Source organism: Lysinibacillus irui (genome assembly GCF_028877475.1).
GTDB lineage: Bacteria > Bacillota > Bacilli > Bacillales_A > Planococcaceae > Lysinibacillus > Lysinibacillus irui.
In genome coordinates this window covers 763,568-783,596 of sequence record NZ_CP113527.1, presented here as the reverse complement: position 1 = coordinate 783,596, position 20,029 = coordinate 763,568, and the positions used below count along the sequence as shown (strand labels likewise).

The following is a 20,029-nucleotide window of genomic DNA, read 5'->3' as shown; positions in this document are numbered from 1 at the left end:
ACTTTCGAGCGGAGACCTGTCTCCTTGGAGCGCTTTCCCTTACTTTTCGAGCGGATACACCACTCCTTGGAGCGCTTTCCCTTACTTTTGGAGCGGATACTACACCCCTTGGAGCGCTTTCCCTTACTTTTGGAGCGGATACTACACCCCTTGGAGCGCTTTCCCCCACTTTTCGAGCGAGGATCCCCCTTCTTGGAGCGTTTTCCTCAACTCTATAAGCAGTTACACTTCTTTGCAGTGCACTCACCCTCACCGCTCAATCGAGGACTACTTTTTCATTCACCTCAAAGAATATAAAAAAGCAGTACAAAACTGTTTCGTTTTGTACTGCTTCTACTATATTACGATCTTTTTTTCATACCCTTTAATAATTGGGCAACATTGGTGTCTTCTGCCTGTACAGGTTTTTCCTCAACGAGCTGTTCTTTTTTCTTCGGTTTTGTGAGGAAGCTCCAGCCAAAACGCCTTATTGTAATATCAATAAAGAATAGTAGCATGCCTGCTAGGAGAAGCCATGAGGCAATGTTTTGACGGTCCGCTCCTTTTTTTGCAAAGTCACGGAAAACTTCTTGTGGTTCCTTTAAGACAGATCCACCAGTTTGTTTGGTTAATTCTTCTACTAAATGTTCATTTACAGGAAGTAGTTCATATTCAGCACTATAAGGAACGCTTAGTCCTGCTTGATATATGGCCTGCTTTTCATCAGCTATACGGAAGAAAATTAATCCTGGTTCAGCCTGTACAGTAGCTCGAACTTGAGAGGTCGAAATGGTTTCAAGTTGTGTTTCTAGCTCTTCACCTGCTTCATTAACTGCTACAATATCTAAAAATGCTGCTTCATTTGTAGGATCTGTAATCATAAAGGAACCATCTGTTTCCAATCTCACATCGTAGGCAACATCATTATAACTAGGAAGCATTTGTGAAATAAGTGTTTGCCAAAATGTCCCCCAATCCTGCCATCTTGCCCAATCTCCTGTCCATTTTCCGGTAGAATCGGATGTAAAGGCGAATGTTTTACCTAGACCGTATTGCCACTGTGCTAACACAGGATCTTCCTTCTTACTTTCTGCAATGACGGTAGCTCCTTGTTTAGCTGTTGTCCCAATATATGCATTCATTTGAGGGACACCATTAGCAAACAGTGTATTCCAACCTGCCGCATTATAGATTGCTGGATAAAATGGGTTATCCTCAATATAGGTACGGGAAATCATAGCTGTTTCACGAGATAAAATAGAAGGAATGGTTTGCTCATCAATAACATCGTAGAAACGACCACTGCCCATGTCACTTAGCGCTTCTAGTAAGTTTGCGTCGGCATCTTGACCAATCGCAACAGTCGATAATGTGATACCGTTCTCTTTCCCATCAGCAATTAAATCTTCATAATTCCCTGACTGTGATTGCCCATCTGTTAAGAGAATAATATGCTTACGTTGCAGCTTTAGATCTGCAAGATTTTCATAGGCTTTTGCAAGTGAACTATAAATCTCTGTTCCGCCACCTGGTGTAACAGATAAAATCGTATCTACTGCTTCTTCTTTACTACTCAGAGGCGCTGTCTCTATAATCTCCCATGGCCGATCATCAAAGGCGATAAATCCTAATGTATCTTCATCGCGCAACATTTCTACTGAACGTGCAGCAGCTTCCTTAGCAAGCTCGAGCTTGGACCCAGACATACTGCCAGAACGATCGAGTACAATGACTAATCCTAATGAAGGTAGTTGCTCTTTTCCCTTTATTTCCATTTCTACAGGTAATAAAGTTTCAATTGGCGTTTTGAAATAGCCCCCTAAACCAAAACTGTTTTCCCCTCCAACCATGGTGAAACCTACACCAAAGTTTTTGACAGCTTGCTCAATAACACTCATTTTTGCCTCACCTACTAAATGGCCAGGAACATTGTCAAAAATGATTGCATTATATTGCAAATAGCTGGACAGTTCATTTGGTAAACTTTTAGGCTCGATAACATCAAAGGCTATGGATTGACTACCAAGTGCTGCTGCGATAGGTGAGGCTGTTTCGTAACCATTGACAATGAGTAAATGTGGTTCACTTTGCACCATTGTGACACTTGTTAACTTATTGTTTTCAAAAATAGCATCCTGTCCTACTTGTACAACAGCCTCATATTTTACTAGTCCTTCAGCAGTCGCTGCGTGCTTATAGGTAAACATATTCGTACCTTCATTAAGCTCAATAGACTCACGATGAATAAGCTCATCATTTTCATATAATAGCAGCTCACCTTTACCTGCTGCTGTTGCATAAATCTCTGTCACTAATTGTTGCTGCTCCCCTACATAAGCAACTTGAGGGGATACAAAGCTTTTTAGCGAAACATCATGCACAACAGGCTGACTAAAAGGTACAACATCTACACTAATGTTAGAGTCTTTTAACCTTGTAGCGAATTCTAAGACATCTCCTTTTGTCTCATTAGCATCAGTTAATAGCACAAAACGAGTTGCTTTTTTTGGATTAACAATACCGGTTGCCAGTTGGAGACTTTGTTCAATATTCGTTTGATCGGTTGCTTTTATTTCAGTAAGCTTCGGTACTTCCTTTAGCGTTTTTGATAATATGGCTTCTGTTTGTAAAGTGGAAGAAAAAGAATACACCCCTGCAAGCTGTTGATCCTTTTTCGATTGTAGGCTTTCCTGTATAAACTGAACCATCTCATCTTCTGTACCATTCATAGAAGCAGAACGGTCTATTAAATACACAATTTGTTCTTCTTTTATGGGCAATAATAGATAGGGACCAGCTAACGCAAAAACTAAGCACCCTACTGCGATTATGCGAATAGCAAGCACAACAATATGACTCTTTTTTAGTCGCTGCCTTTCACGAAAATAAGTCCATCCAAAATAGAAGAACAATGGAAGTAATAGCAACAATACTAATGGCCAATCAATTCGTAAATCCACGACGTCGTTGCACCTCCCACTCTGAAACAAGCAATATTAAAATAATAATAATAAGCCAAGGTACGAAAGATGCCTTTGATATTTCTTCCTTCCCATTGTCTGGGATGTCACCTAAGGTAAAGCTTGTCCCTTGTTCAATGACACGTTCTTGTGCTTGTAATTGCACGATAAAATGTTTTTCCTCATTATTTGAACGAACCATATAAATACCTGGTTGTTTTGGTGCAATTAGCATGCCATTCGTGATAGATGATTGAAACTCATCTTCTTGTGAATAAACACTCCAGTCTCCTTGTGCTAAAGCAACCGCACGCTGCTCATTTGGTGTGAAAATACCAAGGGAACCAACAGATTCTGATAATTGCTGTTCAATACTCCATAAAAATAGCGGGAATGATGGATGTAATGGCCAATCTGTATCAGCAATATCGGCTAAAACAATGATATCCCCTTTCGGAGAACGTTGAATGAAAGGTTCATCCCCCACAGAAGCAATAGTTTGATAATCTGCAAATCCAGGATAAATAGCATTTACATAAACATCCTTTAGTTCACTAAATGCAAATAAGGCGTCACTTTGAATACTTATTGTGCCCTTTACTTCCATCTTTTCAGCATCATCACGACCAAATAACACAAGAGGCTTTTCCATTTTCTCCAATAAAGCCGTTTGGTTCGTAATCACATTCGCATCCAGATTGTCTGCTACTTGCAGTGATGGAACGATTTTCACCCCACTACTAACGGTTTGAAAGCCTTTTTGTATCAACTGATGCATGCTTTGATCAACAACCATTTTTGAAGTTTCGGTTTGTAGTAGAACGGTTTGTTGATTATCTACCTTATAATCATCTTTTGCATCGATAAGAGCAGTCATTGACTTTGTTAAAGGTAAATTTTTGAATGTTTTTGTAATAGCTTCATTGGGAGGCACAACTACACTTTCTGCTACAACCTCTTTCCCTTCAGCATTTTGCAAAGCTAGTGTTACCTTTTGCTCGTCAGGTGTATCGTTATGTAGCTGTACAAGTGCCATCGTAGCCTGTCCATCTGTCGTAGCAGCAAATCGTGTAATAGCGATATTTGTTAAGTCCTTTGGAGCCCCTCTTACTAGCCATTTCACTGAGTCTTTGTCCATCGGTAATTGTTTTTTATTAAGTGTATCTGTAAAAACATAAATAGAAGTTGGCGTATCACCAACAAATGCCTGTGCAACATCAAGTGCCTTGTTTATTTCTGCGGTTTCATAGGTTACTTGTAAATTTTTAATCGCTTTTTCAATTTCATTTGTGTTTGTTTCTCGCTGTAAAACGGCTTGTGGAGTAGCACCAGTTGTTATTAATGTGACAGGTCTCCCATTTAGCTCGCTCATTAATGACAACATTTCCTGTTTATGTGTATCAAAGGTTGATTGATCTTTACCTGCTAGCATCGTAGCTGAAGTATCAACGATAAATATCGTTTGTGCACCAACAATCGTAGATTTTTTAACATACGGATTCATGAGTGCCAATACAAGCAGCAATAAGGCAAGCAGCTGTAAATAAAGTAAAGCATTTTTTTGTAAATGCTTTAAATAAGGCGATACACGGGTTTCCTGCATAATTTCAGACCAAAATAAAGTTGAAGAGACAGTTTGATCTGTATACTTTTTACGAAAGAAATAATAAAGTAGGACAATGACCGGGATGATGGCCGTCCAGCTAAATATAATTTGACTAAAGCCCAATACGGCTCACCTCACCTAATCCAATGTGCTTTTAATAATTGTTGGAAAATCGCATGTTGAAAACCATCTTCCACTTTCAATTGTATTTTTCGAACACCAAAGCGACGACAAATGGCCTCTAACTCTTCTTCATGTAATAATCGCCTTGCATGATAGGTTTCTAGAACTTTAGAGGACATCGTTACATTGACATCTTTCCCTGTTTCACGATCTAGGAGGCGGACATCACCGGAATAATTGGGTGAAAGCTCCTCCTGGGTTACAATTTGCAACATGCGAACATCGCCTGCATATCGTGGTAACCTTTTTAACAGCTGTTCCCATTCCTCAATCGGCTCTAACCCATCTGTGATAATGAATAGCACAGTACTATCTTTAGGTAAAGCTTTTAATGCCCCCTGGGCGAAACTGCTAGAGAAACTAGCTTCCTCTATTTCAGTCACTACCTGCAAAAAAGCACGGCGATACATTGCACCCTTACGTCGAAATGGCGGTTTTCCTTCATGTTGGACAAATGAAAAGGATAGGCGATCATCTCGCCCTAGTACCATTAAACCGAGGGACGCCACTATTTGACGAGCAAATAGCCATTTGGCTTCCTCTCCCATCGATTTGGTAGTATCTAGCAATATATGGACACGCATCTCTTGTTCATCTAGAAACCTTTTAATAAAGTATTTATTTGTTCTCGCAAAAACGTTCCAATCTACTTGACGAACATCATCACCTAAATGATATTCTCGAAAATCTGAAAAATCGAGGGAGGCCCCGAAGCGCTGTGAACGGTGTGAGCCCTTATGTTGCCCACGTAGTTTGGAGGCCGTCGCTACTTGGAAACGACTGATTTTCGCTAACCAGTCTTCGGGCAATAAGTATTTCTCTGTCACTTGCTTATACCTTGCTGAACTTTTTCTAAAATAACATCAATTACATCATCTGTTGTTTTTCCTGAAGCCTCCCCTTCATAATTCAACAACATCCGATGACGTAAAACTGGTTTTGCCACGGATTTAATATCTGCTACAGAAACATGGAAACGTCCATTCATCAATGCTCTAGCTTTTGCCAATTTTATTAAGCTTTGCAATCCACGTGGACCACTGCCATACATAGCATATTGTTTAACCTCATCAAGAGCATCTGGTCTTTCAGGATGTGTAGCCACCACTAGGTCAGTTGCATATTCTAACATTTCATCGGCAACCATTACTTCCTTCACCATTTGTTGTGCTTCGATAAGAGCCTCTGTATTCATGAGCTTCTGTAAATCAATTTCTTGAGCGCCTGTCGTTCGTTTCATAATTTCCATAAGTTCATTTTTTTCAGGGTATGGTACAAGAATTTTACAAAGGAAACGGTCCATTTGCGCTTCAGGTAATGGATAAGTTCCTTCCATCTCAATTGGGTTTTGCGTTGCTAATACGAAAAAAGGTTTCGCCATTTTTTTCGTATCCCCCAAAATCGTCACCGTTTTCTCTCCCATTGCTTCTAACAAAGCACTTTGTGTTTTTGGTGTTGCACGATTTATTTCATCGGCTAACACCATCTGACTAAAGATTGGCCCCGGTTGAAATGTAAATTGCTGCTTACCATCAGGTGTACGTTCAATCATACTCGTTCCTGTTATATCTGCTGGCATAAGATCTGGTGTAAATTGAATACGTGAAAACGACAGATCAAGTACTTCAGAAATTGTACGAATTAACATCGTTTTCCCTAAACCTGGTAAACCCTCTAACAATGCATGACCATCCGCTAGTACTGCAAACAATGTATAATCAATTGCTTCTTCCTGCCCAACAATGAAACGATGAATTTCTTCTTTAACTTGTTGTAATTTCGTACTCATTTCAACATACTGTTGCTCTGTAAATGCCATTTCTTTTCCTCCTACTGCGACTCAATTGACGTGAAATAAGATTGCACGACATTTTGTAAATCCTTCGGTAACTGTAAACGCTCTGAGCTTTCTAAATAGCTGTCTTTATAGGAACCAATTACCTCTTCATAAGGTCGAATGGAGCCCTTTGTTATGGGGCCATTTCCTTGTTGTTCAGAAACATGCGTACCATCTCCTAGTGTTCCACCATCCACAGATGTTTCACTGGATCCTCCAACCCGATTCGGTGTCGTTAATAGATTTCGACTACCCTGACCACTACCTGCTCCTTGACCTTGGCCCTGTCCTTGACCTTGGCCTTGGCCTTGTCCTTGACCCTGTCCTTGACCTTGGCCTTGGCCTTGGCCTTGACCCTGTCCTTGGCCTTGACCCTGTCCTTGGCCTTGACCCTGTCCTTGGCCTTGACCCTTACCATTTGGTTGTTGGGAACTACTTTGGGCATTATTTTGACCAGACTGACTTGGCTGATTACTTGGTTGAGAATTACTTGATGATTGTTGATTGTTACTGTTTCCGGTACTAGCATTGGCAATCGCATTTTGTAAGGAATTACTTGCTGGTTTACCAAGCTTACTCATAGCTGTTTGTGTGGCATTTGCATTTTCTGTTAGATCTTGCTGCATTTGAGCAAGTTCTTTTAGCTGCTCAATCTCATCCTTCGATAATTCTTGATCTTCTGTAGCGCCATCTTGACTAGCTGTTTGTTTATCCTTTAATTGCTGCTCCTTTAATGCTAGCTCCTTTTGTTTTTTGACAACTTCTCGTAAAGCTTCTTCTGCTGTTTCAGTCTCTTTTAAAGTATTTTGAAGTTCTTGCAATTGCTCTTTTACTTCTTTTGTCTGTGCCTTTTTCTCTAGTTCTGCAACTTCTTTTTTCATATCTTCAATTACAGCTCGTTCTTTTTCAACCTCTATCGCTTCTATTTGTGTAGCTGCCGGGAACATATAAAGAATAGCTAGGACAACTATTGTAATAAATAGACCGATAAACGCTTTAGGACGAAACATATTTTTCTTTCGAGCCTTAAAATCCGCAAAAGCTTTTTCAACATTCTCTATGGCTTTAGATAATAAAGATTCAACAAGGGGGTCCTGATCATTTTTAAATGATAGCGCTGTAACTAACTCATTGTGTGAAAAATATTGATCGAGTGTATGCAAAGCCTCTTTCTCGTTAACACGTCTCCACCATATGTAAACAATAGTTACAATCATAACGGTAACAAAAACACCAATCGCTATTTGACGATAATATGGCCAGACAAATAATCGTGAAATAAGGACGAGAGAAGCACCCGAAAGCAATGCAAAAAACAAGCCATATTGTGCAATAGGAAGGCTTCTTTCAAAAGTTAAACTCGACTTTGCACGCTGAATATATTTTCGTAATTGCTTACGCCGCTCCATAACTATTCCTCCTCATCGGTTACTTTTCATATTGGCACGTAATTTTTTGATCGCTATCGTTAAACAAAGCACAATGATGAATACATAAGCGATTAAATAAGTAATCCAGACAGGTAATTTCACACCAGAAAGTTCAGCTAACGCATCTCCCATCTCTGGTGAAATTAGCGTTAACATTAAGGCACCTGGATTGATGGATGCCCAAAAATAAGTCATAAAGGAGGTACTAGTACCAACAGCGTTCCCCATCTGATGAAAGGCCATCGTTAAAAAGAAGAAGAATGCTGTAATACCTCCTAAAAAGATGATAGAGCCATATGTGGCAATCATGGCAACAATCGTTCTTTTGGTAATCGTTGAAAACATAACACCTATACTACCTATTGCTACGACAGTGACTAAATAAAATAAGAATATGGAAATCAGCTGTGAAGGTGAAACACCACCGAATAAAAATACTAAACTATATAGTGGCAATCCTGCCACCAGCATCAATACTAGAAATGCTACGGAAGATAATAATTTTCCAACTACAATTTGTGTCGAACTTTGTGTTGTTGTTAGTAAAATATTTAATGTTTGTTTTTCACGCTCACTACTAATAGCACCTGCAGTCAAACTCGGTGTAATAAAAAGAACTAATGCCATTTGTAAAATTGTTAGTACAGCAAACATCATAAAGCTTGTATCTGGTCTAAAGAAGCCCTTGCCAGTAAACTCCGTTGTAAGCAATAAAAATCCTGCAATGAAAATACAAAGTACTGCTAAATAAAACATTAAACCTGAGAAACTTTTAAAAGAACGGAAGCGTAACTTCAATTCTTTTACGAGTACTGGATTATAAAATCTCTCCATCATTGATTGTCCGCTCCCTTCGTAATAGCCATAAAGACATCCTCTAAATCTTTTTCTTCTTCATTCAATGCATAGATCGGTAAATCAGCAAGCATTGCCTTCTTCAGTAATGCTATCTGTTCGGCATTTGTACCGCGATAGTTAAAGGCAATTTCTAAACGATTGTCGATCACATCAATAGATGAAACATGTGGATCTTCCTCTAAAAATGCACGGACTTCTTCTAGTCGATCTGTTATTTTCAGCACAATCCGCTTTTCTCCCTGTAACTGGGCTTGAATTGCAGCTACATTGCCATGCGCAATTAATTTGCCATTATCAATAACCCCGATTTCATCACACATCTCAGCAAGCTCTGGTAAGATATGCGAAGAGATCAAAATGGTTTTCCCCATTGACTTTAAATTTCGTAAAATATCACGCATCTCTACACGTGCACGAGGATCTAATCCTGATGCAGGCTCATCTAAGATCAATACCTTTGGATCATGGATAAGGGCACGGGCAAGACATAACCGTTGCTTCATCCCACGAGATAATAAATCTACATATTCATAGCGTTTACTTGTTAAATTCACAAGCTCTAATAGTTGAGGAATTAGCACTTGACGTTCTGCCAGTTGAATACCGTAGCTCGCACCATAAAAATCTAGATATTCATCTACTTTTAACTGATCATATACACCAAAGAAATCAGGCATATAACCAATTTGCTTTCTTACTTCTTTCGGTTCCTTCACAACACTTTTGCCATTAATCAGTGCATCACCAGAAGTAGGTGATAATAATGTAGCTAAAATAGAGAATGTTGTTGATTTCCCTGCTCCATTGGCACCAACAAAACCAAATACTACACCCTCTTCTAAGGAAAGGTTTAAATGATCTAATGCTGTAAAGGAGCCGTATCGTTTCGTTAAGTCACGAATTTCAATCATTATTTTGCCACTCCTTTCAGCTCTATATCTGGTAGCTTCGTTTGCTCTCCTGATGGATCAGGACCATATTTGATTTCGATTCGAAGCTCCCCATCTTGGTTAAAGTACTTTGAAATGTTATCCGAAAATACTTGTTTTGTATCCACTAAAGGCTCGTACAAATTCGTTTCATTATTCCATATCGACAGCTGCATACGCTTAACATCCTTATTAGAAATGGTCAGTTCATTTAGTGATTGAACAGCATCCATAAATTGATCTGGCATTGCCATCGTTACTTCGTATAAACCATCTGATAGATACCATTGGTTCAATTCCTCATCAATTTTTTCATAATAGCCACTTGCAGATAGTGGAGCTAATGTATAGTTAAAGTTATTGCGCTTCATCGTAAATGGACCTGATAGCTCCACCTTCCCTTTAAATGGTTGAACAAGCATTGTAATTGGTGACATATTGGCACTTGTTTCAAGTTCAACCCCTACAATAGCTTGATCTGTCCAAGCAGTAAGAATCGGCTGTCTATCATTTTCTACGAGTGGCAACGCCATCGTTTTCATTCGTTCAATACGCATTGGATCTACCTCATCCTTCGTCGATGGGTAACTATAGTTGTAACTATTAAATGAAGATGGCTTTTGAAGAACAGTTGTTTTCAGTTCCTTATCAACCTGTAAAGTTCCATTCGCTTCAATATCACCTAATTTTACTTCTTTCACACCAGAGATTAATGTGACATCCTTTAATGCAAATGGGAAATTATTTTTAACCGTTCCTGACAGCTTTTCATTTTTTAATGTGATATCAATATCCATTTTGCCGATATTTTGAGCTGACGATTTTCCTGCAAAGGATTGCACGGACCAATAGCTTAAGTCACGTAATGTTAGCGTTGAACCATTGGCATTTTCTTTAATATAGGAAGACTCATGTAGAGCTCCCATCGTGCCAGTAAAATTATTGTAACTTCTTAACGCAACGGCAGTCGTGTTTTTATCTGCATTGACTACAAAATCACCACTACGATTCGTTAAAATAGATTCCACATAATATCCATTTACACTACTATCCTCATTTACCTTATAAAATGCAGATTGTTGAACTTGTGGCTGAACAATTCGATCTTTCGCCCCAACAATAAAGAGAACAATTGAAAGAACAATAGAGATGGATGGAATAACCCACCATGCATGCTCACGCTTATCCATTTTTTTTAGGACAAAGTACAAAATTGGACCAATGATTAAAATATAAAGAATAATGACGATTAGCATATAGCCTACTGATACTTCAAAGGATGGGAATAACTCATTAATGTTACGAAGCTCATAAGAAATTTGGTCAAATGGTGATTGACCCTGCCTCATCATCCCTTGCTGTGAAATGCTCTGAACATCAATCATTTTAGCTATAAGTGCCGCGTAGCCATCCATTGACGAAAGTGGTTGATCTCCTAACGAGAAGGCTGTTTGAATAACTTCTCCACTACCAACTGCTTTCTTTGCTGCTAACACTGCATTGTTTTCAGTTAGTACGGGTAGACTTCCTTCATTAGTTTTAGCAGCGTAAACTGAAATAGGCTGTGTAAAAATACCGCCACCAGACAATTTTGTTAATGCCTCTGCAGAAATCGAAGTCATCTCTTGTGATAATGATAATGGTAAATAGTCTTTTAAAATCCCTGCTGTTGCATCGATTTGATCAGCAGCCCCTAAGAGTAATGTACCGCCATCTTGTACCCATTTTAGTAAGGATTCTTGTTGTTTTTGTGATAAATCGGCGATTGCCACTTCATCTACAACAATTACATTCGCCATAGCAAGTCCCTGTGAATCTTCTGGGAATGTATAATCTTTTAATTGATTAATATTAAATACTTCCACATTACTTTGAGCGACAAAAGTGGATAAACGTAAAAATGCTGAAAGTCGATCACTTTTATCCGTCAGTGTATAAATAAATGTTGAAGAGGGATCTAAAAAGTTAGATTGTAGACGTTTTGTCCCTTTATAGGCAATCTTTTTTCCTTTTTCAATACTCCCTTCATAAAAAGCAAATAGATCTGCCTCCGAATAACTATAGTCAGCTAAACCATCCAGATAGAAAGTAAATGTCTTTTCTTCTCCTGCTGCTATATCAATTGGAACGACCATTGCTGATGCAGCCTCATAGGAATTGGCAGAATTAATCGCCATATCTCCTGAAAAATCTGCGCCATTATTTTTTACCGTAACTTGTAGCGGCACTACTGATTGATATTTAGCTTTACCTGAAATACCTGCTGTTGCTTTTACCTCTAGTGTAGTAGCAGCACTTGCTTGTGCTGAAGGCAACATAAAGCTAATTACAAGCATAATTAATAAGGTCAGTGCCGTGATTTTTGTCTTTTTCAAAAGCTCAACCCCTTTTTATGTAAATAGATGGTTACATAATTATACGATTTAAATTGTAGTTTGTTCCATTTCTTATGACATCTTCATGAATATTCATAAACTCTTAAGAAATTTAGGTCCTCTATAATGAAAAAAAGGCAATCCCGAAAGAGCTTGGAACTGCCTTATTTCCTAATTTGTATAATCAAACAAACAACGAGCATGATCCTGCACTACTTCAACAAACGCCTCTACCTGTCTTAATTCAAAGGAGGATTCATAGCCAATTAGCCAAGTATCTCGCGTAAGACCAAACTCTTTTTCATCATTTGTTAGAGGGATTTTATGAATTGCATCATGGTCATTTAACGTAATGGAGGGTAGTATAGCATATCCAATACCATTTAAAGCCATTTGCTTACAAATCTCAATTTGATCCACTAAAATTTGTTTCCTTGGATTTGAAGCAAAATGCTGTTGCCACCATTGTTGAATTTCTTGATAGTAGTTGGAATCACTTTTATATTGAATAAATGGACGGTCTGTCTTTAGAACATCTTCAATAGTCTTAACCTCTTTATCCACTAAATAAAGCGTATCTCTAAAAAGATGAATCTTTTCTCCCTTCCAGTCAACCTGCCCTCGTACAATGCCAACATGTGCTTCACCCTCATAAAGTGCTTTCACAATTTCAGAACTCCAACCAGTCATAAGAGATATTTTTGCCTCAGGATATTTTGATACAAAGTCCTTCAAAATTTTCGGAAGCCAGTTTTGGCCTACAATAGAGGCACAGGCAATTTTCAATGTCCCATTTACCTTTGTTGTTAAGGATTGAATCGTTTCAAAAATCTCTTCCTTTTTAGTTAGCATCTCCTTTGCATACGCAATTACCTGCTCGCCAGCTGGTGTTGCTGTTAACCCCTTTTGTGAACGAATAAATAACTGTGCACCCCAGTCTTTTTCAATTGTTTGCAAACGTTGAGATAGAGCTGGTTGGGATAAAAATAGACGTTCTGCTGCTTTTCGCATATTGCGTTCTTCAGCTAAAATTTTTAAAATTTCTGCCTCTGTTGCCATCAATCTGTAAACCTCCAATACAAGCAAAGAGGGCCTCATGATTTTCATCTGAGTCCCCCTAAGCTACTAATCTTTTTGATAAATATATTTTTTCAATTGCTTTAATATAACACGTCTTGTTAATATCCCTGCAAATGTTCCTTCTTCGTCCACTACACATAAAAAGGCGTGGTTAATAACTAAATCCAAAGCACGCTGGAACGTATCCGTTAACTTTAAAACAGCGATTTCTTTTTCCATTATTGAGTCCACTTTAATATCAGGTAGCTTTTCATATTCAATATGCTCAAGTCCAAGAATCGATTCAGTAATCATTTTCATGCTTAGTAAACCTTGAAGTCGATATTTCAAATCTAATACAGGTATGGACGAGTACCCTGTACGTGTTAGTACAAGGAGTGCATGTTCCGCACTATTTCCACTTTGTACATGCGCAACTTTTTCAGAGGAAATGATAAAATCACTAATTGGCATTGCTAATAAGTCTTTGCTGTTAGTTGAAATCATGAACTTCTTCTCCTTTTCTGTCCTCACTGTGTAGAACAGTCCTTCTCTTTCATCATATCACAATTTTTCTATGTATGACCATGATCAGAACTAGAAGAGTTTTTCACGAATAATGAATTATTTTAGCCTAACAACAAAAACTAAGTACATCTTCATTCAGCTAAGCTGTTTCTTTACTGAATGAAGATGATGGTGTTTAATAGCCCGCCTTACTCCAGTAATAAAAAATCATGATACCTAAAAAAAGCAAAAAAATTGCATATACCCAAACAATGGGGTTCAACATTGTTGCATATTCTTCCACTGTTTCGGAAACCGGGGTATCATTTTCAGATTTCCGTTCAGAAGTCATTTTTGCAATTTTTAATGTGGAGACAAAAGAAATAGCAGAAATGATCACAATGGCAATGATAGCTGGTATTAACCACATACCCATAGGCAAAACTCCTTTCTTTCCCCTTAGTATGCGTCAACCAAGCTCTCTATTATGCACAACATTTATTAGAAAGGATATTGATTGAGCCATTGCCCACCATCAAGTGTGACACATTCTCCATTCATATAACTTGCTTTGTTAGACATCATAAACGTAGCTAAATCAGCAATTTCTTCAGGTGTGCCTGTGCGACCTAATGGAACAGAATCTAATGTTCGAGCCGCTGCTGCTTCTGATTCCCAAAGCTTATCAGCCCCACCTGTTCGTTCAATTGGGCCAGGTGCAATCGCATTAACTCGAATGCCATACTGTTTTCCCCATTCGACAGCTAATGTTCTTGTCAATGACAATACCCCTGCTTTTGCCGCAGCTGAATGGATAACACCCGCTCCAGCATTCCAAGCATAAGTTGCCACCATATTTAAAATAGATCCTTTAATCTTATGTTCAATCCAATACTTACCGACAACTGAAGAACAGAAGAATGTCCCATTTAACACAATATCTACTACAGCCTTCCAGCCATTTGGTGATAAATCCTCTGCACGGACAATAAAATTACCTGCAGCATTATTCACAAGCCCATCAACTTGACCAAATTTTTCAACAGCAAATGCAAGCATTGCCTCAGCATGCTCTGGCACACGTACATCCATTTGGAATGTCTCAATAGCAGGACCAGCCTCAGCAATAAATTTTTTAGCCTCTGCTAGTCGTTCTTCGTTGCGCCCTGTGATGACAACATTCGCTCCCTCAGCAACGAATTGCTTCGCCATATAAAGCCCCATACCACTTGATCCGCCTGTAATAATAATGGTTTTCCCTTGTAACATCCCATTTCCCCCTTTATCAAAAATGAATGATGATTCATTAAAATTTTACTATATTTTCTCGAATATGTCATATTAATTCTACAGATAGCTAGTTTATTTTTCTGTCTATTAAAAAAGAGAGCTATTCTAGTAAACTGAATAGCCCCCATATATTAAAATTCATACGTATAAGCAATTTTATATAGTTCCATTAATTCTTCCTTTGTCGGTACCTTTGGGTTATTACTTGGGCTGCCACTTGCAATTGCGTCCTCTGCCATTTTAGGGATGGCATCATAGTAAGCTTGTTCCTCTATTCCCCATTGCTTTAGATTCCCAATCTTCATATGCTTACACATTTCTTTAATGGACGTAATAGCTAGCTGAGCAAGCTCTTCTTGCGAGAAGGGTTCTTTTGTTTCATTAAAAAACTGACCTAAATCTGCTAGACGATCTATGCATGATTCTTTTGAAAAGTCCAGAACTGCTGGTAAAAGCATCGCATTTGAAATACCATGTGGAACATGGAAGAGTGCACCAATTGGACGTGACATGCCATGCACTAAAGCAACGGACGCATTAGAAAAGGACAGCCCAGCCTGCATAGAGCCTAATGACATAGCTTCTCTCGCATCAACATCATCCCCATGCTCATAGACTTTTACTAGATTATTAACGATTAATTCCATAGCAGATAATGCAAGCACATTAGAATAGGGATGTGCTAAACGTGATAAATAGCTCTCTATTGCATGGCTTAATGCATCAATACCCGTCGCCGCAGTAATTGCGGGCGGTGATGTTAGCGTTAAAATAGGATCGACTATCGCAACCGTTGGCATAAAGGCTGGCTGCTTAATCATCATTTTTACATCACTCTTCGTATTGGTAATAACGGTTGCATCTGTTGCTTCCGATCCTGTACCTGCCGTCGTAGGTATGGCTATGTGTGGAATTGGTGCTTGCTCTGCAACCTTTGCCATCTTCATATAATCCCCTATGTAGCCACCATTTGTAGCCACTACTGCAATTGCCTTGGCCGTATCTATACAGCTTCCCCCACCAACCGACAGAATGACATCGCAGTTCTCGTTTTGCAATAATTGTAATCCCTCTGCTACGTACGTATCATTGGGCTCCGTTACTACCCCTATATATGAAACCGCTTCCACCCCTTGGGTCTTTAATAGCGTACGACATTGGTTAACAAAACCTAAGCTATCCATGATTGGGTCACTAACGATTAATGCCTTGGAGCCTAATTTTTTTGCATATTCGCCCACTTCTTCAAATGAGTCTCGCCCATATACGATTGTGCCTGGCGAATGAACCGTAAAGATTGTTTTTGTTTGAATCATATTTCAACCCTCCTAAGCTATTGAGCTGTATAGCCGCCATCTAATAAAATGGCCTGACCAGTTAACCCCTTTGCTGTATCACCTGCTAAATATAAAGCTAGTGCCGTAATTTCTGAGACATCCAGTAGCCTTTTTTGCGGTACTAGTGGATATAACACCTGTTCAAGCACTTCCTCTACCTGAATACCCCGTGTCTTTGCTAAATCACTAAACTGATTACGTACTAATTCTGTATCAACATATCCCGGACAAATGGCATTTACCGTGATTCCATTAGTCGCCACCTCAAGTGCAGCTACCTTGGTAAGCCCAATGACACCATGCTTTGCAGCATTATAACCTGCTTTACCAGCAAACCCTATGACGCCATTGATGGATGCCATATTAATAATTCGTCCAAATTGATTTTTCTTCATATGTGGTAATGCATATTTCATCGCGACAAAGGGTGCTACGACCATTACCTTTTGCATAGCCTCAAAAATCTCCGTATGAAATTCTTCAATTAGAGAGACGTGTTGAAAACCTGCATTATTGATTAAAATATCTATTGTTGAAAAATGACTTATCGTAAAATCGATAGCCTTTTTTATAGCCTGTTCCTCTGTTACATCACATGTATAGGCAGTTAAAGTGGGATTTTGTACAACTGCCTCTTTTAATAAATGTTCATCTTTATCCGTTATCACTACATTTGCTCCTTGTTCAGCAAATGCTTGAGCCATAGAAAGACCGATGCCACGAGCTGCCCCGGTAATGAAAACCGTTTTTCCTTGCATACTACATCCCTCCTACATCTACATACCCAATGAGAATAATATGATCGCAATGATTGTACCTATAATCGGGATAATTACGGTCAATGCTCCAAATGGCATATAGGCATCCTTATGCTTTTCATTACATACCGAATTGATGGTTGTCACAACATATCCACCATGTGGCAATGAATCAAGGGAACCTGATGCGATAGCGATTGTCCGATGCAACGCTTCTGTGTCTACACCCATATCGATATAATGTGGTGCCAGTAAAGGCATCGCAATGGTTTGTCCTCCAGATGCGGAACCTGTTAAACCAGCAATAACAGCAATGGCTAGTGCACCTCCGATTAACGGACTACCAGGGATATTCGTCATAACATCTACTGTTGCAATAAAAGACGGTGTTGCTTTTACTACCCCTCCAAAGCCAACTACAGCCGCTGTATTCGCAATGGCAATAATAGCACCCATTGCGCCTGCTGCTAACGTTGCTCCAACTGATTTTGCATATTTAAAGCTCACTATATACGCCACAATACAACCACTTGTTAATGCCACAATTAAAGCCGAGGTTCCTAGGGAATCGTGAAAAATATAAGAAATTACTAAAACAACTAATAACGGCACAAGACTCAGAAGCGGGCTCGGAAGCTTACGCTTTTCATCTGCTACTGGATCTGTTGAACGTGCAATAAAAATTTCTCCATTTTTAACAGCCCGCTTAATCATCCAATTCAACCAAAGTGAGCCACCCACAGCCATGAAAATAGCGACAACAATACTAACTTGCCACCCTGCATATGGTGTGGTACCAAGGTAGGAAATGGGTATCCAGTTTTGAATTTCAGGTGAGCCTGCTGATGTCATCGTAAAAGTGACAGAACCCAGACCTAGTGCAGCAGGAATAAAACGTCGTGGAAAGTTGGCTTGTTTAAATAAACTGATAGCCATTGGATAAACGGAAAACGCTACGATAAAAACGGAAACTCCTCCATATGTGAGTACTGCGGCAGCTAATACGACAGCATAGGTGGCATATTTCACCCCAATTGTTTCAACAATCCATTTAGAGACACTATCTGCTGCGCCAGTGTCCTCCATGACTTTACCGAAAATGGCACCTGCCATGAACATTAAATACCAAGAACCAACAAACCCTGTGAATCCATCCATATAGCTTGTTAAGAAGTTGGCCTGATTTTCTTCTGCTGTTTGAGGAAAAAACGCAAGACCATTTGTGATGGCTGCTAACAGTGCTGTCAACGGTGCTGAAATAAGTAAATTTACACCTCTCATCGTTAAGTAAACTAACAATGCTAAACTACCAAAAAGACCAAGATACTCTAACATTTACACCCCACCCTTCCCCTTTTTTAGAAAAAGAGCTGTATGTTTCTACAGCTCTTTGTTTGTATTAGTCGTTATTGCTAGGGAATGCAAATGTTGATGCAGTGGAGGCATTGCCCGCCATCCAACGCTCTGAAATTGTTTTTGTTTTTGTAAAGAATCGCGCTTGATCCGGACCGAACATATGCCCCTCACCAAAACGAGAGCCTTTAAAGCCTGCGAAGTTATGGTAGCCTACTGGAATAGGAATTGGTACATTGACACCTACCATACCGACATCAATTTCCGTCGTAAATTTACGAGCTGCTAACCCATCATTAGTAAAGATAGTGACACCATTACCTAGCTCATGCTTATTAATAAGGGCAATAGCTTCCTCCAATGAATCAACACGAACAACATTACGTGCTGGACCAAATATTTCTTGCTCATAAACTTCCATGCCTGGCTTTACATGATCTAATAATGTTGGACCTACATAAAATCCTTTAGACTCTTTGACAATGTCAAGCTCTCGACCATCGCAAATTACGGAGGCTCCCTCAGCTTCCCCTCGATCAATGGCAGCAAGTATTGCTTCTTTTGATTGCTGAGAAATAACAGGGCCAAAATCTGAATCAGGGTTTGTATATGGGCCTACTTTCAGATTAGAAATTTTCCCCTTAAGAATCTCCACTAGGCGATCAGCAGTATCCTTTCCTACAGGCATGATAGTAGATATCGCCATACAACGCTGGGATGCTGCTCCATAAGCTGCACCAATAAAGGCACTAGCAACCTGTTCAAGATCCGCATCTGGCATTACGACCATATTGTTTTTACCACCACCAAGAGCAGTTACACGTTTTCCGTACTTTGATCCTGTTTCATAAATATATTTAGCTACTGGTGTTGAGCCGACGAATGAAATCGCTTGCACAGTCGGGTTTTCTAAAAGTTCATTGACCGCATCTTTATCACCATTAATGACTGTCCAAATACCATCAGGCAAACCGGCTTTCTTCCACAGCTCACTAACATACAACGCAGTCATTGGCACGCGCTCGGAAGCCTTTAATACAACAGCGTTTCCTACAGCAATCGCCATACTCGTTTGTGCTAGGGGTACCATGATTGGGAAGTTAAATGGAGAAATTGCCGCTACAACTCCTAATGGGTATTTTGCAGAATAGGCATTGATTTGACCTCCAACATTAACAGAGTATTCCCCTTTCATTAAGTGAGGTGCACCAATGGCTAAATCAACAGATTCAAGTCCCCGTGTAATTTCACCTTTGGCATCTTCAATCGTTTTTCCGCTTTCAGTGCAAATAATGTGTAATAGCTCCTCCATATTTTCAGTAATAAGATTACGGAACCTTAGCACAACTTCTGCACGCTTTGCCACTGATGTATCTCGCCAAGTTGGAAATGCTGCTTGAGCTTGCTCGATTGCATCTCGCGTTTCCTCTACTGTCGCAAGGGGCACCTTAGCAATAACATCACCTGTTGTTGGATTAAATACCGAACCAAATCGTCCACTTTTCCCTTCAACCAATTTGCCTCCAATAAAATGTGTTAATGTTTTAACCTCTTGTGCTGTCGTCATA

At 39.4% G+C, this 20,029-nt stretch carries 16 protein-coding genes; all 16 read right to left on the bottom strand.

Annotation, left to right across the window (positions count from 1 at the left end; genetic code table 11):
* Window positions 1-341: 341 nt before the first annotated feature.
* Window positions 342-2,939 (bottom strand): VWA domain-containing protein, encoded by a 2,598-nt coding sequence (locus tag OU989_RS03675; RefSeq protein WP_274795768.1) that lies wholly within the window; start codon window positions 2,937-2,939, stop codon window positions 342-344.
* The gene (locus OU989_RS03670; protein ID WP_274795767.1) at window positions 2,923-4,668 is read right to left on the bottom strand and encodes a vWA domain-containing protein; all 1,746 of its coding nucleotides are present in this window, start codon (window positions 4,666-4,668) and stop codon (window positions 2,923-2,925) included. Before OU989_RS03670 ends, OU989_RS03675 begins: the two co-directional genes overlap by 17 nt.
* A gap of 11 nt (window positions 4,669-4,679) precedes the next feature.
* A complete protein-coding gene (locus OU989_RS03665; RefSeq protein ID WP_274795766.1) occupies window positions 4,680-5,555 on the bottom strand; it encodes a DUF58 domain-containing protein in 876 nt (291 codons plus the stop codon).
* On the bottom strand, window positions 5,552-6,547 hold the full coding sequence (locus tag OU989_RS03660; RefSeq protein WP_274795765.1) for an AAA family ATPase: 996 nt from the start codon (window positions 6,545-6,547) through the stop codon (window positions 5,552-5,554). Before OU989_RS03660 ends, OU989_RS03665 begins: the two co-directional genes overlap by 4 nt.
* 11 nt (window positions 6,548-6,558) lie before the next feature.
* Complete coding sequence (locus OU989_RS03655) at window positions 6,559-7,974, bottom strand: DUF8809 domain-containing protein (protein ID WP_274795764.1); 1,416 nt, start codon at window positions 7,972-7,974, stop codon at window positions 6,559-6,561.
* A 12-nt stretch (window positions 7,975-7,986) separates the two neighbouring features.
* A complete protein-coding gene (locus OU989_RS03650; RefSeq protein ID WP_274795763.1) occupies window positions 7,987-8,832 on the bottom strand; it encodes an ABC transporter permease in 846 nt (281 codons plus the stop codon).
* Window positions 8,829-9,764 carry an ABC transporter ATP-binding protein gene (locus tag OU989_RS03645; protein ID WP_274795762.1) on the bottom strand — a complete coding sequence of 312 codons (936 nt, stop codon included), beginning with the start codon at window positions 9,762-9,764 and terminating at the stop codon, window positions 8,829-8,831. The genes OU989_RS03650 and OU989_RS03645 overlap by 4 nt, the downstream gene beginning before the upstream one ends.
* A complete protein-coding gene (locus OU989_RS03640; protein WP_274795761.1) occupies window positions 9,764-12,157 on the bottom strand; it encodes a DUF8725 domain-containing protein in 2,394 nt (797 codons plus the stop codon). Before OU989_RS03640 ends, OU989_RS03645 begins: the two co-directional genes overlap by 1 nt.
* Before the next feature lie 171 nt (window positions 12,158-12,328).
* Window positions 12,329-13,216, bottom strand: coding sequence for a transcriptional regulator CcpC (locus OU989_RS03635; protein WP_274797272.1), 888 nt, complete (start codon window positions 13,214-13,216; stop codon window positions 12,329-12,331).
* Between the two features lie 66 nt (window positions 13,217-13,282).
* A complete protein-coding gene (gene cbpB / locus OU989_RS03630; RefSeq protein WP_274795759.1) occupies window positions 13,283-13,723 on the bottom strand; it encodes a cyclic-di-AMP-binding protein CbpB in 441 nt (146 codons plus the stop codon).
* 196 nt (window positions 13,724-13,919) lie between these two features.
* Complete coding sequence (locus tag OU989_RS03625; RefSeq protein ID WP_274795758.1) at window positions 13,920-14,159, bottom strand: short-chain dehydrogenase; 240 nt, start codon at window positions 14,157-14,159, stop codon at window positions 13,920-13,922.
* A 65-nt stretch (window positions 14,160-14,224) separates the two neighbouring features.
* Window positions 14,225-14,992, bottom strand: coding sequence for a 2,4-dienoyl-CoA reductase (fadH, locus tag OU989_RS03620; protein ID WP_274795757.1), 768 nt, complete (start codon window positions 14,990-14,992; stop codon window positions 14,225-14,227).
* A 152-nt stretch (window positions 14,993-15,144) separates the two neighbouring features.
* Complete coding sequence (locus OU989_RS03615) at window positions 15,145-16,329, bottom strand: iron-containing alcohol dehydrogenase (protein WP_274795756.1); 1,185 nt, start codon at window positions 16,327-16,329, stop codon at window positions 15,145-15,147.
* Between the two features lie 17 nt (window positions 16,330-16,346).
* Window positions 16,347-17,108: a 3-hydroxybutyrate dehydrogenase gene (locus tag OU989_RS03610; protein WP_274795755.1), complete on the bottom strand. Its 762-nt coding sequence runs from the start codon at window positions 17,106-17,108 to the stop codon at window positions 16,347-16,349.
* A gap of 18 nt (window positions 17,109-17,126) precedes the next feature.
* A complete protein-coding gene (locus OU989_RS03605; protein ID WP_274795754.1) occupies window positions 17,127-18,443 on the bottom strand; it encodes a GntP family permease in 1,317 nt (438 codons plus the stop codon).
* A gap of 64 nt (window positions 18,444-18,507) precedes the next feature.
* The gene (locus tag OU989_RS03600; RefSeq protein WP_274795753.1) at window positions 18,508-20,028 is read right to left on the bottom strand and encodes a CoA-acylating methylmalonate-semialdehyde dehydrogenase; all 1,521 of its coding nucleotides are present in this window, start codon (window positions 20,026-20,028) and stop codon (window positions 18,508-18,510) included.
* Between the last annotated feature and the right edge of the window lies 1 nt (window position 20,029).

Excerpts from the sequence above, each read along its gene's own strand:
- fadH (WP_274795757.1), bottom strand. The coding sequence starts at position 14,992 with ATGTTACAAGGGAAAACCATTATTATTACAGGCGGATCAAGTGGTATG.
- OU989_RS03655 (WP_274795764.1), bottom strand. The coding sequence starts at position 7,974 with ATGGAGCGGCGTAAGCAATTACGAAAATATATTCAGCGTGCAAAGTCG.
- OU989_RS03650 (WP_274795763.1), bottom strand. The coding sequence starts at position 8,832 with ATGATGGAGAGATTTTATAATCCAGTACTCGTAAAAGAATTGAAGTTA.
- OU989_RS03625 (WP_274795758.1), bottom strand. The coding sequence starts at position 14,159 with ATGGGTATGTGGTTAATACCAGCTATCATTGCCATTGTGATCATTTCT.
- OU989_RS03635 (WP_274797272.1), bottom strand. The coding sequence starts at position 13,216 with ATGGCAACAGAGGCAGAAATTTTAAAAATTTTAGCTGAAGAACGCAAT.
- OU989_RS03660 (WP_274795765.1), bottom strand. The coding sequence starts at position 6,547 with ATGGCATTTACAGAGCAACAGTATGTTGAAATGAGTACGAAATTACAA.
- OU989_RS03645 (WP_274795762.1), bottom strand. The coding sequence starts at position 9,764 with ATGATTGAAATTCGTGACTTAACGAAACGATACGGCTCCTTTACAGCA.
- OU989_RS03615 (WP_274795756.1), bottom strand. The coding sequence starts at position 16,329 with ATGATTCAAACAAAAACAATCTTTACGGTTCATTCGCCAGGCACAATC.
- cbpB (WP_274795759.1), bottom strand. The coding sequence starts at position 13,723 with ATGATTTCAACTAACAGCAAAGACTTATTAGCAATGCCAATTAGTGAT.
- OU989_RS03605 (WP_274795754.1), bottom strand. The coding sequence starts at position 18,443 with ATGTTAGAGTATCTTGGTCTTTTTGGTAGTTTAGCATTGTTAGTTTAC.
- OU989_RS03610 (WP_274795755.1), bottom strand. The coding sequence starts at position 17,108 with ATGCAAGGAAAAACGGTTTTCATTACCGGGGCAGCTCGTGGCATCGGT.
- OU989_RS03600 (WP_274795753.1), bottom strand. The coding sequence starts at position 20,028 with ATGACGACAGCACAAGAGGTTAAAACATTAACACATTTTATTGGAGGC.